Below are 15,429 nucleotides of genomic sequence, written 5' to 3' on the forward strand. Positions count from 1 at the left end.
CCGGGCGGCCCGCCCCCCCCCCCCCCCCCCCCCCCCCCCCCCCCCCCCCCCCCCCCCCCCCCCCCCCCCCCCCCCCCCCCCCCCCCCCCCCCCCCCCCCCCCCCCCCCCCCCCCCCCCCCCCCCCCCCCCCCCCCCCCCCCCCGCCGCCGAGTTCTTCGGCGCCCGGGCCTGGTGGCCCGGGCTTTCCGAGGGCATCACCAGCTGCTGGCTCATCACCACCGGCGGTGAGTCGGTATCGGAGGATGACCCGGCGCCGCATCCCGTCGCCGCTGCCGCCGCAGCGGGCTTCCGCTGCGTCGGAACCGAATTCCCCGGTATCACCTTCGCCCACCTCGACCTCGCGCCCGATTCCACAGCACGTTCGATCCTGACCGCGCTGCATACCACCGGCGAATCCGAGCTCGCGCTGCGCGATGAACGTCTGTACGCGAAGCGATTGCACGCTGCCGGGTCCGCGGGTCCGGCCATCGCGCCGGCGAACATCCTCATCACCGGCGGTACCGGCAGTTTGGGCCTGCAGATCTGCGCCCATTTCGTCCGGGCCGGGGCCGCGCACATCACGTTGGTGAGCCGGTCCGGGGAAACCGACGAGACCGCCGCAGCGCTCCGGCCGCTCCGGCAGTCCGGCAGTACCACGATTCGCGTCGTGGCCGGTGATATCGGCACCCCGGCAACAGTGGCACGACTGGCGGAGCTACTCCACGACGAACCCTTGGATCTCGTGCTGCACGCCGCCGCCGACTACGCCGGGGTGGCCGAACTGCAACTGGAGGCGGTAACCGTCGACCTGGCGCACCGGGTACTGAGCAGTAAAGTAATCGATATCGAGAACCTGCTGGACTCGCTACCGACTGCCGGCAACTGCCACACCGTGCTCTTCTCGTCGCTCGCGGCAACTCTCGGCGGCCGCGGCAAGATCGTCTACGCGGCCGCGAACCGCATGCTGGACGCCTACGCCGAGCGGGCCCGTGCCGCGGGACACCATTGTGTGTCCGTCCAATGGGGTCAATGGGCGGTATATCGCGGACAGAACGACACCGATATGGCTCAACTCGCCGCGGTCGGATATCTGCCGATGAGCTCGTCGGATGCTATCTCACTGGGGCTGAGCGGAATCCGCCACAACGCAATCGTGGCCGCCTTCGACTGGGACCGGGGCCATTCGGTACTCGGCTACTACGGGTACGGCCCGGTGCTCTCCGAGCTGGTTACACCGGCGCTGCCCGCCGCGACCGCCCCCGTCGTCCCCGTCGCGGATACCGGCCGCCGAGTGACCGAAATACTCACCGAGGTCCTGGGCGCCGACGATACCGGCAGCCTCGACACCACCCGCTCGCTGGTGGCCCTGGGCCTGGATTCCCTCCAGGCTCTGGAGTTCCGGCGGCGGATCAGCAGCGAGCTGGGGTACGACCTGGAGGTATCCGACCTGCTCGGTGGCGCCACCGCCGACTCTATCGTCGGCCACCTCTCGGGAGCCGCGTCCACCTGAGCTCGAGGGTAGGACGGAGATGCCGCGGGAGCGGATCCCACGGCATCTCCACCACCGTGGACCCGGTCGGCACAGGCGCCGGGAGTCCCGGTCAACGCGCGGCGGAATTCCCGCGCATCCGGAGGGCACCGGAGCGCAACCGGTCCGGTGCCGGGCCCAGTACACGATCGGAGAGCTGCCCGAGGCAGCTGAGGTTCGGGAACCCCGGCCCCTGCGCCAAACCGGCCAGGTTGGGCAGGTAGAGCTTGGTGTCCAGACCCGATACCGCCAGGTCGTAGCCGATCGACGATTCCAGGCGCTGCTGGGTGATCGGCCCGCCGATGGCCAGTTCCACCAGATCGGCCGCATCGGTATCGAACATGTCCAGGAACCACAGCGGCTGCCCGCCGGTGGCATCCACCACCAGGTCGAAGGCGTGCACGCGGTCCGGCCGGTTCTCGTTGCGCAGGGTGAGCGCGACACCCCCGTCCTGATCGGCCACCTGCACCACCCGGCCCTGCAGATGATGCACCCGGGCGTCGCCGAGCAGATTTTCCTGCACCCGTACCGAGAACACGCCGCGGTCGGTCCGCCGCACCACATCGCGGCGTTCCTCGATACTGAGCCCGCGCCATTTGGCGGGATCGCTGAACAGCGAGTTCTCGAAGTAGCTCTCGCCGCGGGTGTAGATGGTGGCCGCCGGCGAGATCACCGATACGGTGAGCACATCGTGGCGCACCAGTTCGTCCATGGCCGAGGCGGCGGTCTCGCCGCCGCCGATCACCGCGGCCCGCGACGACACCGGCAGTTGCCGGCGGCCGACCAGATCCCAGAAATCGGCGATACTCAGCATTTTCGGATGGTCGGCCATGGCCCGGCGGCTGTTGCCGGGGCCGGTGATCATCAGCCGCTCCGCCGCGATATCGGTGGCGAACCCGTCGGCGTCGACCACCGAGACCAGCCAGCCCTCGGCGCCCGCCGACACCTTGCGGACCGCACCCGCGACCACATCCACTTCGGCCTTGTCCGCGACCCACTGCAGGTATTTGGCCCAGAGATGGTGTTGCGGGCTGGGCCGCCCGCGGTCGACCCATTCGGCGTAGGTGCCACGCTCCACCAGGAACGAGGTCCAGCTGAACGCCAGCATGGCCTCGTCGATCTCCCGGTTGCGGTGCCGCGCCCACACCGAGTGATACGGGAACCCGATATCCTTCTCCGGGCTGGTACCGAGCCGGTGCTGACCGTTGGTCCATCCCCCGCTGGGCAGCCAATTCCCGCCTACCGCATGCGCTTCCACGACGGTCACCTGTGGGGCGGGCATTCCGAGCCGGCGCAGTACATGCGCTTTCGCCGCGACCGCCATGGCTTTCGGGCCCGCGCCCAGCACCAGAAGTCTGTCCACCGGTTCTCCCATCTCTCACTCCCACGCCACCGAGCCGGACACCCGGCTAGGTCTGCGCGAGTACTTCGTCGTCGCTCATCCCCGCGACCTCCAGGTACACCCGTGCGACCTGCGCCAATCGGCCGGGCTGTGGATCGGCCGTGGTCAGCCGCGCGGCCAGTGCCGCGACCGTACGCGCGGCGAAAATATCGGCGACCAGCGCCTGTTCGGCGTCCAGCCATTCGCGGATCCGCGCGATCGCGGTGGTGGCCAGCACCGAATCCCCGCCCAGCCGGAAGAAATCGTCGTGCACGCCGATCGCGGCCCCGCCCAGAACGCCCGAGACGATATCGAGTAGCGCGGCTTCCACCTCGTCGCGCGGCGCGTTCCCGACCGTGGCCGCCGGGTCCGCGGCCAAGCGAGCCTGCACCGCCCGGCGGTCCAGTTTCCCGTTATCGGTCAACGGCATCTCGTCCAGGATTTCGATCCGGGCCGGGATCATATAGCCGGGCAACCGGTCCGAGACGGCCGCGACGATCGCCGCCGCGTCGTCCACCCCACCGGTCACCGCCGCCACGAGAGTCGGCGCACCGGAGTCCACCACTGCCGCGACCGCGTGCCGTACCCCGGGCGCTGTCCGCAACGCGGTTTCGACCTCGCCGAGTTCCACGCGGTACCCGCGGATTTGCACTTGGTGATCGGTGCGGCCGAGGAATTCGATCGTGCCGTCGGGCCAGTAGCGCGCCATATCGCCGGTCTTGTACCAGCGCAATCCGTCGTGTTCGACGAACCGGGCAGCCGTCCGTTCGGGGTCGTTGCGATAGCCCGCGGCCACATTCGCCCCGCCCACCCAGAACTCACCGGGTACCCAATCCGGGCAGTCCCGGCCGGCGGCGGAGACCACGCGGCACCGCACATTGCGCAGCGGCACCCCGAACGGCACGGTCGACCAGTGTTCCGGCGGGTCTACGACTTCGCAGATGGTGTTGTGAATGGCCGTTTCGGTGGCCCCGCCCAGACCGGAGAACCGGCAGCCCGGAACCTGGCGGGCCAGGCGCCGGGCCAGATCCGCGCCCACCCAGTCGCCGCCGAGGGTCACCGCACGCAGCGAATCACCGAGGTCGTCGCCGCCGATCTCCAGAATCATATCGAGCATGGCGGGCACGCAGTTGAGGATCGATACGCGATGCCGGCGCAGTAGATCCACCCAGCTGGTCGCCTCCGCACGCTGCGCGGGGTCCAGCGCCACGAGCGAACCGCCGACCGAGAACATACCGAAGATGTCGTAGACCGAGGCGTCGAACTCCAGGGCGGACACAGCGAGTACGCGGTCGTCACGGCCCACCGCGAACCAGTCGTTCACCGCGTCGATGGTGTTCATCGCGGCGGCGTGCGGCACCTCGACGCCCTTGGGCACCCCCGTGGATCCCGAGGTGAAGATGATGTAGGCGAGGGCGGCCGGATCCGGAGCGACCGGCGTGGCCGCCGGTTCGGCGAACCGCGCCGCCGCCGCAATAGACAGACAGCGAATCGCCGCGTCCCCCATATCGGCACCGTCCACGGTGAGCGCCACCGTGATATCCCCGGTCCGCAGGATCTCGGCCCGGCGGCCGGTGGGCTGGTCGAATCCGATCGGCACGTAGACGCCACCGGCGGCCAGCACACCCAGCACAGCGACGATCTGGTCGGGCCCCTTCGGCAATTGCACCGCGACCGTGCCGCCGGGCCGGACGCCGGCCGCGCGCAACGCTCCCGCGACCGCCAGCGCCCGGTCCGCCAACTCCCCGTAGGTGAGTGCGCCGTCCACGCCGTCACGGGTCCAGACGATCGCCGGCCGGTCCGGGTCCGTCCGGGCGTGCGCGAAGAACCCCTCGTGCAGACAGCGTCCGCTCACCGGACCGTCGGTCGCGTTGACCTTGGCGCGCACCTGCGCCTGCGCCACCGGTAACCGCACCGGCGCCTCCGCTTCCCAGCCGGCGGTTCCCTCGCACAACCGGGTCACGGCCTCGGTGTAGCGGGCGAACATCACCTCGACCATGCCGGCCGGGAAGGCCGATTCGCGGACGTCCCAGTTGAGCAGCAGCCCGCCGTTCACCTCGGTGACCTGTGCGTCCAGCAGTACCTGCGGACCCTGCGAAATAATCCACACCGGCTCGCCGAAGGTCGCGGTGACGGTCTCGGCGAACAGTTCACCCAGGTTCAGCGCACTGGTGTAGACGATGGGCGCCAGTACCGGCTCACCCCGATGCCGGCCGAGATCACGCAGCACCTCCAGGCCCGAATACGCCGAATGCGCACCGCTTTCGTGCATGGTGCGCTGCAGGGCGCGGGCCCGCTCGGTGACGGTCACATTCGCGGTGACGTCCACTTCGAGCATGATCGACGAACTGAAATCACCCACCACCCGGTCCACCCCGGGATGCACCGGTTCCCGGTGGAACAGCGGCACATTCAGCAGGAACCGGCTCTGCGCCGACCAGCCCCCGATGGTTTCGGCGAACACCGCCGCCAGCGCCATGGCCGGGGTGATACCCCGTTCGTGCGCCGCGGCCAGCAACCGCTGCCGGTCCGCCGGCGCCAGCCGATGGTGATAACGGACCGTACGGCGCTCGTCTGCGCGCTGACCGCCCGGCGGGGCCGGTAGTTCCGGGGCGCCCGGCAGTTCGGGCAGACGCTGCTGCCACCACTGCCGGTCACGCTCGCGGGCCACCGGATCGACGGTGCGTTCGGTGCGGTAACGGCGATAACTGTAGGTCTGGGGCGGGAGTTCGCGGCCGTGGTAGAGCTCGGCCAGATCGGCGACCAGAATGCGGTAGCTCAGCGCATCACCGGCCATCATATCGACGTCCAGATGCAGCCGGGTCCGGCCGCCGGGGCACCGGCTCAGCACCACCTCGAACATCTGGCCCGCGGCGATATCGAGCCGTTGATGGGTCATTCGCTCGCGGATCCGCTCCAGTTCGGCGGCCGCGGCGGCGGCGGATTCCGCGCGCAGGTCCATCGTCGTGAACACCGGCCGCACGGGCGCGGGCAACGTCTGCTGCGTACCGTCGGGCAGCACCCTGGTGCGCAACATGGGATGGGCCGCGGTCAGCGCGGCCACCGCCCGCTCCAGCCGGTCGGGAACCAGGCCCGCACCATCGAATTCGACGTACAGATGCGCCGCGACCCCGCCGAGTTCCTGTTCGTCGGAGCGGCCGATCCAGTACGCGTGCTGCATGGGCCCCAGCGGGAAGGGCTCGAATTCCGCCGCGGCGTCCGACTGCGATGCACCGGCCGTGCTCTGCTCTGGCGCAGCGCTTTCGCCCGGTAGCGCGATCTCCGGACCGGATTCCGGCTGCGGGGCGGCGAGCAGGCGATACCACTGGGCGAGAGTCGGCGCGGCGACCAGTTCGGCGAAGGTGATACCGCTGCCCTTCTTCCGCCAGCGGCCGGCGAGCTTCATGGTGCGGATGGAATCCAGGCCCAGCTGAATGAGATCCGCGTCCGCGGCGAGATCGTCCGCGGAGACACCCAGTTGTTCGGCGACCGCGGCCCGGACCTCGTCCATACCGATCGCCGAGGCGTGTTGCCCTGACTCCGCCACCGCTGCCACTCCCATCACTCCGCGGAAATACCGCGCAAGCAGCGTAACCCATTTACATAGGCTTGCCTAACCTTATCCGCGAAGTAACGCCGCATCGCCGCCCGGACATGCCGATCACCCGTATCCGCTACTCCGGACACGGGTGATCGCATACCGCGCTACGGCCGCCCTACTCGGGCGCGTCGGTCAAATACCCACCGCGGCGGAAGAATTCGGCACCGCTGTGCTCGGCCCCGCCGGCATCGCGGACCCGGGTGATCAGCAATCCGTGGTTCTCACCCCGGTAGGCGTCCGGCCCGCAGACCACCACACCGCCGCCCTCCTGCACGATGACCCGCCCCTGCGTCCCGCCGTAACGTGCTGCGGACACACTGGATTCCAGCACCTCGATCCGCTCACCGCGGTAGTAGCTGAACGCGCGCGGATACGGCGCGGACAACGCCCGCACGAACCGCTCCAGATCGACAGCGGGAGTGCGCCAATCGATCCGGCTGTCGCGATCGGAGCGCTTGTGGAAATAGGTGCGGGCCGCCTTGTCCTGCGGACGCCACACCGCGGTACCGGAGGCGAGGGCGTCGAGCGCCTCGTGCACCGCACCGGGAATGAGTTCCATACCGGCGAGGACCAATTCGGTGCCGGTGGCCTCCGGGCCGATCGGCAGCGAATGCTGCACGAGAATATCGCCGGTGTCGAGCTGTTCGTCCATCCGATGCACGGTGAGCCCGAATTCGTCTGCCCCGCTGATGAGCGCCCACAGGACCGGCGAGAACCCGGTGAACTTCGGCAGCAGCGAATCGTGCAGGTTGAGCGTGCCGTGTGTGGGCATGTTGTACAGCTCCGGCGGCATCCAGGTGTACCAGCTGTTCACCACGATCACATCGGGTTCGGCCCGCTTGACCAGATCGATGGTCTCGGCATCCGCACGCTCGGTGAGATGAACCGGGATCCCGTGCTCCCGAGCAAGTTCCTCCACCGAATCCGACCAGATCCCCTTGTAGGAATCCTCACTCGCCGGATGAGTGACCGCGAGTACCACCTCGTGCTCGGAATCGATCAACGCCTGCAAGGTCTTTCGCCCCCAGGTCTGGAACCCGAACGAGACGATACGCATGAAGAAACCCCATCTGTGTGTATCCGGATTGTCATTTCGGCACCCGTTCCGGCGGCACGCTGCGCGGAGCCTTCCGGCCTCGGTGCCGTTCCGCCGGCCGGAGCCGAGACCGGCTGTGAACCACCGGGGCCGACCGGCGTGCGCACCCGGCTCGGCGCCGGCGACCTCTGGTTCAGGATTCGATGATCAGGCGGCCTTCCCGAGTCCACCAGCCGCGGTGCGAGGTCCGGAACAACCGGGCGTCGGGGTCGTAGGGGTCGCGGACGAAACGGTCCCGATCACCACCGGCCATTTCGGCACCGAGCGACCGTCCACCGACGTATACATCTCCCACGACACCGGGCGGCAACAGCCGCCGCTCCTCGTCCAGGAGCAGCACTCTGGCCCCCGGCACCGGCCGTACCCAGCCGGTCGGCGAGAGCGGCCCCCGCGCGACGGCCCCGAGATAGGCCGGCGAATGGAATGCCACCGTGGCCACCGCATCCGGCGAGAGATACCGGACGGCTTCGGTCAGCGCCGAACCACCGTAGGTGCCGACCAGATCCCAGCGGGCCACGGTCGGCAACGCGCCGATCCCCTCGGCCATCAGTAGAACCGGCAGTTCGGCCTCCGCGACGACCTGCGTGACCCCGTACGTCTCGATCAGTCCGGCCAGCTGGGCCGGATCCCGGCGCTGCTGTTCGGTCGGGACCACCACGCAGGCCCCACAGGCCCAGGCGGCGAGCAGGTCCACGCAGTTCTGCGGATCGCTCCACGGCAGGGCCAGCAGCCGGCAGTCCGCGGGCCGCAGCGCGGGGTCGGTGCGGCGCAGGCGGCGATCGGCGGCGACACCGCGCCGATCCGCCACCGCCACCGCGAGCGCGTCGGCCCCCAAGAGCAAACCGTCGCCCCCGAACCGCCCGACACCGACGCGCGTGGCGGTGATGAATTCGGCCAGCAGCGTGCTGATTCCGGATGCGGTGGGCACGGCGGACGAACGGTGCACACCCTGGAGCCGGTCGTGACCGCGGAAGAGATCACCGTAGGTGAGCACCTCGTCGGCGCAGCGCGCCGCCACCCGGCTCTCCGGGACCATATGACCGTGCCGGATCACGGTGACCAGCGCGGATACGTCGTAGGGTTCCACCCCCGCCGCCCATTCGCCGAGAATCCGTTCACGCTCGACGGCCGTCATACTGGGCAGGGCCAGCGGTTCGACACCCCTGATATCGTCGACGACGGTCATCAGTCACCTCCTGCTACGGGCGGCGGAGCCGGCGCCGACGACAGCACGATCGGGCACCGGTTCTCCTCTACTCCTCGGTGCGGCGGTGAGCCGAACCGACGTGACGCTTTAACTTAGCCTTACCTTACATGGCGAGAGTGAGGTTTCTCCAGACCGCATTCCCGCCCTATCGGCCTTATTGCTTAGGCTAAGCTAACACACCGTCCGGGCGTGTCGTGTCCGACCGGACCGAATTCCGTGTCCACCCGGCCGGAACCGCAATTCCGTTACCCCACGGCCTGTTCCCTTCGGCGGCCACCCGCCCGCGATCGCTCGTTCCGGAATCCACGTACCGGCCGCGGAGTCAGCAGTTCCGCATGGGTCCCGGCGCCACGATCCAGCCGCCGTCGAGGAATGATCCGGCCGGCGCGAAACCAGGCCCGCGACAGATCCGCCGCCAACTTCCCCGCCGCCGGACTCCGTGACCGAAAGACCCCGCGACATACCCTGAGACGATCGGAAACTTAGGTTAAGCTAACCTCCATGGGAAGAGGCAGTAATGGCGTAATCATGAAGGTGTGGCGGGCCGACGACTACCGGCTGACGGTCACCTCCACCGAGCGGATCACCGATAAATACGTCCGTATCGGCTTCACCGCCGGGGGGCTGCTCGCCGATCACCCGGTCCATCCCACCCAGTTCATCCGGTTGTGGATCCCCGACGCCGAATCCGACAAACTGCACCACCGCGGATACACCCTGATCGACCAAGACCCCGACAACGATCACTTCCACATCGAGTTCGCCGTGCACAGCGGCCCGGCCAGCCAATGGGCCGAACGCGCCCAGGTGGGCGAGGTGATCGAAACCTCCGTACTCGGCTCCAATTTCCAGCTGCCCGCGACCACTCCCGGGGAGTACGTGATCTTCGGCGACAGCGCCTCACTGCCCGCGATCAACACCCTGCTCGAAGCGATCGGTGATACGCCCGCCCGGGTCTGGCTGGAATGGCAGTACGAATCCGACACCACCCTGCCCGTCCGGAACAAGCCGCACCACACGGTGACCTGGCTCCAGCGCATCGACGACGGCCGCGCCATGCGCGAGGCGGCCGACGAACTCACCGTTGCCCCGGACGCGTTCGCCTGGGTTGCCTGCGATACCGCCACCACGCGCGCCATCGTGAAGTCACTGCGCACCACCCTGCCGAAGGCGCAGATCAAGGCCCAGGGCTACTGGAAGTAGCGGGCCGGTCCACGGCGCGGCCACCCCGGTCGCGCCGACTATGCTGCGACGATGCGAAGAAGGCAGCAGCCCCCGCTGCCGAAACGGCACGGGCTCGACCCGGCCCGGTTGCGGCTCCCCGACGACGGCGACTGGCCGAGCCTGCGTGCCCATCTGGTGCACCGGTTGCCGCGGGTCGCACCCGCGCGGATCGACGCCATGCTGCGGGCCGGCGAGATAGTCGACCTGAACGGCCCGCTCGGCCCGGATGCGCCGTATGTTCCCGGCGGCGCGATCTGGTTCCACCGCGACCTGCCCGACGAGCACCCGGTGCCGTTCGATATCCCGGTCGTCTACCGCGACGAGACCATCCTGGTCGCCGACAAACCCCATTTCCTGGCCACCATCCCGCGCGGCAGCCATATCCTGCAGACCGCGCTGGTCCGGCTGCGCCGCGAACTCGACCTGCCCGATCTCATCCCCGCGCACCGGCTCGACCGCGCCACCGCCGGCCTGGTGCTGTTCGTGATCGATCCCACCGCCCGCGGCGCCTACCAGACGATGTTCCAGCGGCAGCAGGTCCGTAAGGAATACGAAGCCGTCGCCGGCCACCGGCCCGAGCTGAATTTCCCCGTCCAGCTGGAGAGCCGGATCATCAAGGAGAAACACGTCCTCGCGGCGCAGGAGGTGCCGGGCCCGCCGAACGCACGCACCCGTATCGAACTGCTCGACCAGCGCGGCGACCTGGGCCGCTACCGGCTACACCCGGCGACCGGGCGCACCCACCAACTACGCCTGCATATGAATTCACTGGGCATCCCCATCCTCGGTGACGACTTCTACCCGGTGATCACCGATAAACAGCTCGACGACTACCGCCGCCCCCTGCAACTACTCGCCGCGACCCTCGAATTCACCGACCCCCGCACCGGCGAACTCCGGCGATTCGAATCCACGCGAACGCTCCAGGCTTGGACCGACCCGCACGGCTGGGCCGCAGGCCCGCCCCCCGCGGCAGTAGTGCGCCCGGCCGGCCGTCCCTCGGTCACGGCACCGGCTGGTCGGCCGTGCAGGTGATATCCGTGGCGGGCAGCCGGCCCGTGCCGAGGTAATTGTTGATCGCGTCGTTCACACAACTGCTCAACCCGGGCCGGAAGGTGAGGTGGATGCGGACATCCTGCAGCGTCACCAACCGCGACCCGGCGAGATGCCGGTGCAGTTGGAGCGCCTCGCCGTAGGGTGTCCGCGCGTCACCGGTCGCCTGCGCGATCAGCACCGGCACCTCGTTGCGCACCACCGTCGCCGGTTCCACGGGCGCCGGCCAGAACGCGCACGGTTGGATATTGTTGGCCAGCGCCCCGAACAGCGGCTGGGTGGCACGGGTGTGCTCGATATTGCGCCGGTACCACTCCGGATCGTCCGGGGCGTCGGCGTCACCGCAGGCGACGAACATCAATTCCGAGTTCTCTCCCGTGAACAGCGCCTCGAGCAGGTCTGCCAGCCCGGATTCGGCCGAACTCCCGGTATCGCCCGCGGTGGCGTCGGCAATATCGCGCACCGTCGCGGCCAGCATGTCGTTCACCTGGTAGCCGCGCAGCAGGTTGTGCAGGATGAACGGGAAGATATGGTCGTCGATCGGATAGCCGTCGACCACGATCGGTTCCCGGGCGGTCCGCTGGTACAGCCCGTCCACCGTCGCGCGGACCTCTTGCGGGGTGGCACCCAGCCGGTAGATGTTGTCGCGGGCGGCGGCCCAGCGGGCCCAATCGTCGAACGCGATCTCGTCGGCCGGTCCCCAATCCTGGACGAGGCCGGTCCAGTAGCGGTCCGGGTCGATCGCGCTGTCGAGCACGATCCGGTCGCTGCGCTGCGGGAACATCTCGGTGAACACCGAACCCAGATATGTCCCGTACGACAGACCGAAAAAGTTGATCTTCTCCTCCCCCAGGACCGCGCGGATCAGGTCCATATCGCGCGCGGTGTTGCGGGTCGTGAGCTGCCGCAGCTTCTCCGTATCCCCGTCGAGGCAGGCCGCGGCCAATTCGGCGGCGAACAGCACCTCCTCGTCGAACCCGGCCGCGGTGGGCCCGGCCGACCGCACGGCCTCGGAAACCGGCCAACCGCAGGGCGCCGCGGGATCGGAGGCGCCGATCCCCCGGGGATCCATGCCGATCAGGTCGTACTGCGCGAGTACATCGGGGCTCAGCACATCGCCCAGCAGCGCCGGACTGTCCAGCCCCGCGGCTCCCGGCCCGCCCGGATTCGACATCAGGATCCCGCGCCGCAGGTGCGGATCGGTGGCCGGTACCCGCGAGATCACCACGGTGAGGGAGCGGCCGTCGGGGTCGGAATAGTCGAGCGGGACCCGCACCTCCGCACACTCGACACCGGGAGTATCGACCGACGGGGTGTCGCACAGCGCCCACTCCAGTTCCTGGCTGTAATACGGAAACCGCATCCGGTCTCCCGCCAGGACCGGCACCACCGCGACCAGGACGATCACCGCCAGCAGCCACCCTGCGGCCCGCCACCGGACACGCGCCGGACGCCGCTCGGCGCCCTTCTCGCCGGTCGACATCACAACCCACTTTCCCCGGGAACAACAGGCGGATACCGCTGCGCGAGGCCCGAAGATCACAAGCCGCCGCGCCGCCATGCTAGTCGAGCACCGGCGGCCCCGCCGGGTCGCCGGACCGACCTGTTACAAGCCCGCAGGCACCTCGCAACCGATCCGTACACTGGGCCGAATGCTTCACCCGGTTGTCGAGAACACGGCTGCTCCGCGGCACAGAATCCACGCCTACATCGATGTCGCGGTGGTCGTGGTCGTGCTCACCTGCACCAACCTGATCGCCCACTTCACCACCGCCTGGGCCAATATCGTCAGCGTGCCGGCAGCCGCCGTGGTCCTGCTGGCGCTCATGCGCCGCCGCGGCCTGCACTGGTCGGAACTGGGCCTCTCACCGCGGCACTGGCGTACCGGCACCAAATACGCGCTCGCCGCGATCGGGGTGGTACTGGCCGTCGTTGCCCTCGGCGCCGCCCTGCCCCTGACCCGGCCGTTCTTCCTCGCCGACCGCTACGCCACGATCTCCGGCGCGCTCATCGCTTCCATGATCGTCATCCCCCTGCAAACCGTGATCCCGGAGGAACTCGCCTTCCGCGGGGTCCTGCACGGCACCCTCGACCGCCTCTGGGGCGCCCGCGGGGTCTTCGCCGCCGGTTCACTACTGTTCGGCCTCTGGCATATCGCCTCGTCCTTCGGACTCACCGCCGGCAACCGCGGCCTCTCCGGTGTACTCGGCGGCGGCCTGCTCGGTCAGATCACCGGAATACTGCTGGCCGTCGCCGCCACCGCGGCCGCCGCGGTCGTGTTCACCTGGCTCCGCCACCGCAGCGGCAGTCTGCTCGCACCCATCGCCCTGCACTGGGCGGTCAACGGCGCGGGCGCCCTCGCCGCCGCCTTCCTCTGGCATACGACCTTGGCCTGACGCTGCTCCCGCGCCTCCCGAGCGGCACACTTCCCCACGTACTCGCAGTCGAGCTCCAGCGCAGCATTCGCGGATGAGCCCGCAGGTATCTGTCTCGCCGCGGGCGGACACGAGGCAACGAGGCAATATCCCGGTACCGGGCGGTGGGCCGCCGCGGACCGACCCCCGGCAGCTGGTCAGGGTGTCAGCAGTGTTCGCAGATCCCGGTTGCGGGCAGCTGGATGAAACAGCTCGAGCATACGACCGTCCTGGTCTCGGTTTTCGCGGCGGCCGGACGCGTCGCGACCGAGCCGCCGGTGCGCCGCACCGACCCACCGCGCGGGATCAGCGGCGGGGCCCCACCGTCGGCGGGAACATCGGCACCGTACGCCGCGTAACAGGCCCAGCGGGCGTACGCGGCATGCGTTTCGATATCCGCCGGCACCGGCAGTGCGGCCAGCTCCAGCACATACTTGTAGCTGTCGCTCACCTTCAGATTCCGCTTCACGCACAACGCGGTCAGCGGCGGTTCCCCGGCGTTGTGGCAGCGCCGTGCCACCTTCCGCAGAATCGCGTCCATCCACGTGCGGGTCGGCGCGTCGGTACGCACGCCCGACATCTCCTGCACCCGCTCCGCCAGCTCCTGCACCGTGACGAAGTACCCGTACTCCGTTGCGGTCTCCGCCAGCACCTCATGAGCGGCCATGGCCCAGGCCACTGCGGCATCACGGAAGGCGACCGCCGTTCCGTCCTCGCTCCGCCAGGCCCCCGAAATCGTTGTCGCAGCGTCCCTCATAGCCCGTACACCGTAACGCCACCCCTCCCCACCCGGTCAACCACCCTCCCCTATATCACATTTCGCCGCCCGGTTATCGGGCCACACTGGCCTCACCCCGGTGTATCCGCTCCCAGGCGTCCTGGCTCGCGAGGGTCACGTCGGGGGTGAGCATCGCCCGGTCGAATTCGGCCGGACCGCAGCCTTCGGCGATCGTGCGCGGCCAATCCGGATTCGCCAGCGCGCCACGGCCGAGTGTCACCAGATCGGCGTGGCCCTCGCCGAGCACCGCTGCCGCCAGATCCGGTGCGTGCATACCGCCGTTCACCAGCACCGGAAGACCGGTGACCTGCCGGGCGAGTCGCGTGATCGTTTCGCCGGTGTCCAGCGTTGCGGTGTCGTACCAGTCCCGGCCCTCACTGGCGAGGTGCAGATAGTCGATGCCGGCACCGGCGACGGCACGGAAGATCGTCTCGGCCTCGGCGGCCCCCGACCAGCGGTAAGCGAAATCGTTGACCTTGGTCTGCGAAAGCCGCAGCCCCACGGGGAAACCCGCTCCGACCGCGGCCCGCACCGCACCCGCCACCTCCACCGCGAACCGCACCCGCCCGGCCGGGCCGCCACCGTATTCGTCCTCCCGCAGGTTGGTGTAGCCGGTCAGGAATTGATCGATCAGGTACCCGTTCGCGCCGTGGATCTCCACCGCGTCGAATCCGGCCGCCCGCGCGTTCCCCGCCGCGGCCGCGAACCCCTCGATGGCCTCGTGGATTTCCGCGCGAGTGGCGGCCGCGGGCACCGCGAACGCGCCCGCACCTCCGTAGGCGGGCATTTTGGCGCCCTTCGGCGGTACCGCGGACGGCGCGATCGTCCGGTCGCTGTGGCGGTTGCCCTGCACCAGCGCTCCGGCGTGCATGAGCTGTAGCGCGACAATCCCGCCGGCCGCGTGCACAGCGTCGGTGACCGCCCGCCATCCCGCGATCTGGCCGGCGGTCACGATCCCGGGCTGGTCGGGATACGCCTGACTGAACCGCCGATCGGTATAGGTGCCCTCGGTGACGATCAGTCCGAACCCGCCCGCGGCGAACCGCGCGTAGTACTCGGCCATGGCCGCCGTGGGCACACCGTCCCCGGCGGTACTGACCCGCGACATCGGCGCCACGACGGCTCGATTACGCAGCCGCAAGGACCCGATTCGCGTGCTGGACAGAA

11 protein-coding genes are annotated in these 15,429 nt (G+C 69.3%); 4 read left to right on the top strand and 7 right to left on the bottom strand.

Annotated features, from left to right (window positions below; all coding sequences use genetic code 11):
- The first annotated feature begins 437 nt into the window (after positions 1-437).
- A complete protein-coding gene (locus QH276_RS13690) occupies positions 438-1,490 on the top strand; it encodes a beta-ketoacyl reductase (protein WP_280406751.1) in 1,053 nt (350 codons plus the stop codon).
- Between the two features lie 91 nt (positions 1,491-1,581).
- On the opposite strand, the gene QH276_RS13695 is transcribed toward QH276_RS13690, so the two are convergent.
- The 4 genes from QH276_RS13695 to QH276_RS13710 form a co-directional block, all read right to left on the bottom strand.
- A complete protein-coding gene (locus QH276_RS13695) occupies positions 1,582-2,871 on the bottom strand; it encodes a SidA/IucD/PvdA family monooxygenase (RefSeq protein ID WP_280397819.1) in 1,290 nt (429 codons plus the stop codon).
- Positions 2,872-2,917: 46 nt separating this feature from the next.
- Positions 2,918-6,451 (bottom strand): amino acid adenylation domain-containing protein, encoded by a 3,534-nt coding sequence (locus tag QH276_RS13700; RefSeq protein WP_280397818.1) that lies wholly within the window; start codon positions 6,449-6,451, stop codon positions 2,918-2,920.
- Between the two features lie 154 nt (positions 6,452-6,605).
- On the bottom strand, positions 6,606-7,547 hold the full coding sequence (locus QH276_RS13705) for a methionyl-tRNA formyltransferase (protein ID WP_280397817.1): 942 nt from the start codon (positions 7,545-7,547) through the stop codon (positions 6,606-6,608).
- Between the two features lie 172 nt (positions 7,548-7,719).
- The gene (locus tag QH276_RS13710) at positions 7,720-8,772 is read right to left on the bottom strand and encodes an AMP-binding protein (RefSeq protein WP_280397816.1); all 1,053 of its coding nucleotides are present in this window, start codon (positions 8,770-8,772) and stop codon (positions 7,720-7,722) included.
- Between the two features lie 522 nt (positions 8,773-9,294).
- Between QH276_RS13710 and QH276_RS13715 the strand changes: the two genes are divergently transcribed.
- Positions 9,295-9,996, top strand: a complete 702-nt coding sequence (locus QH276_RS13715; RefSeq protein ID WP_280397815.1) for a siderophore-interacting protein — start codon at positions 9,295-9,297, stop codon at positions 9,994-9,996.
- Between the two features lie 51 nt (positions 9,997-10,047).
- Positions 10,048-11,052: a pseudouridine synthase gene (locus tag QH276_RS13720; protein WP_280397814.1), complete on the top strand. Its 1,005-nt coding sequence runs from the start codon at positions 10,048-10,050 to the stop codon at positions 11,050-11,052.
- Here the strand turns inward: QH276_RS13720 and QH276_RS13725 are convergent.
- Positions 11,021-12,553, bottom strand: coding sequence for an alpha/beta hydrolase (locus QH276_RS13725; RefSeq protein ID WP_280397813.1), 1,533 nt, complete (start codon positions 12,551-12,553; stop codon positions 11,021-11,023). The genes QH276_RS13720 and QH276_RS13725 overlap by 32 nt on opposite strands.
- A gap of 169 nt (positions 12,554-12,722) precedes the next feature.
- Between QH276_RS13725 and QH276_RS13730 the strand changes: the two genes are divergently transcribed.
- Positions 12,723-13,466 carry a CPBP family intramembrane metalloprotease gene (locus QH276_RS13730; protein ID WP_280397812.1) on the top strand — a complete coding sequence of 248 codons (744 nt, stop codon included), beginning with the start codon at positions 12,723-12,725 and terminating at the stop codon, positions 13,464-13,466.
- Between the two features lie 184 nt (positions 13,467-13,650).
- Here the strand turns inward: QH276_RS13730 and QH276_RS13735 are convergent, their stop codons facing one another.
- Together QH276_RS13735 and QH276_RS13740 are read right to left on the bottom strand one after the other, a co-directional pair.
- On the bottom strand, positions 13,651-14,241 hold the full coding sequence (locus tag QH276_RS13735) for a hypothetical protein (protein WP_280397811.1): 591 nt from the start codon (positions 14,239-14,241) through the stop codon (positions 13,651-13,653).
- Positions 14,242-14,314: 73 nt separating this feature from the next.
- Positions 14,315-15,427, bottom strand: a complete 1,113-nt coding sequence (locus QH276_RS13740; RefSeq protein ID WP_280406752.1) for an NADH:flavin oxidoreductase — start codon at positions 15,425-15,427, stop codon at positions 14,315-14,317.
- Between the last annotated feature and the right edge of the window lie 2 nt (positions 15,428-15,429).

Source organism: Nocardia carnea, from assembly GCF_029869215.1.
In the GTDB taxonomy this organism is placed as follows: Bacteria; Actinomycetota; Actinomycetes; order Mycobacteriales; family Mycobacteriaceae; genus Nocardia; species Nocardia carnea_B.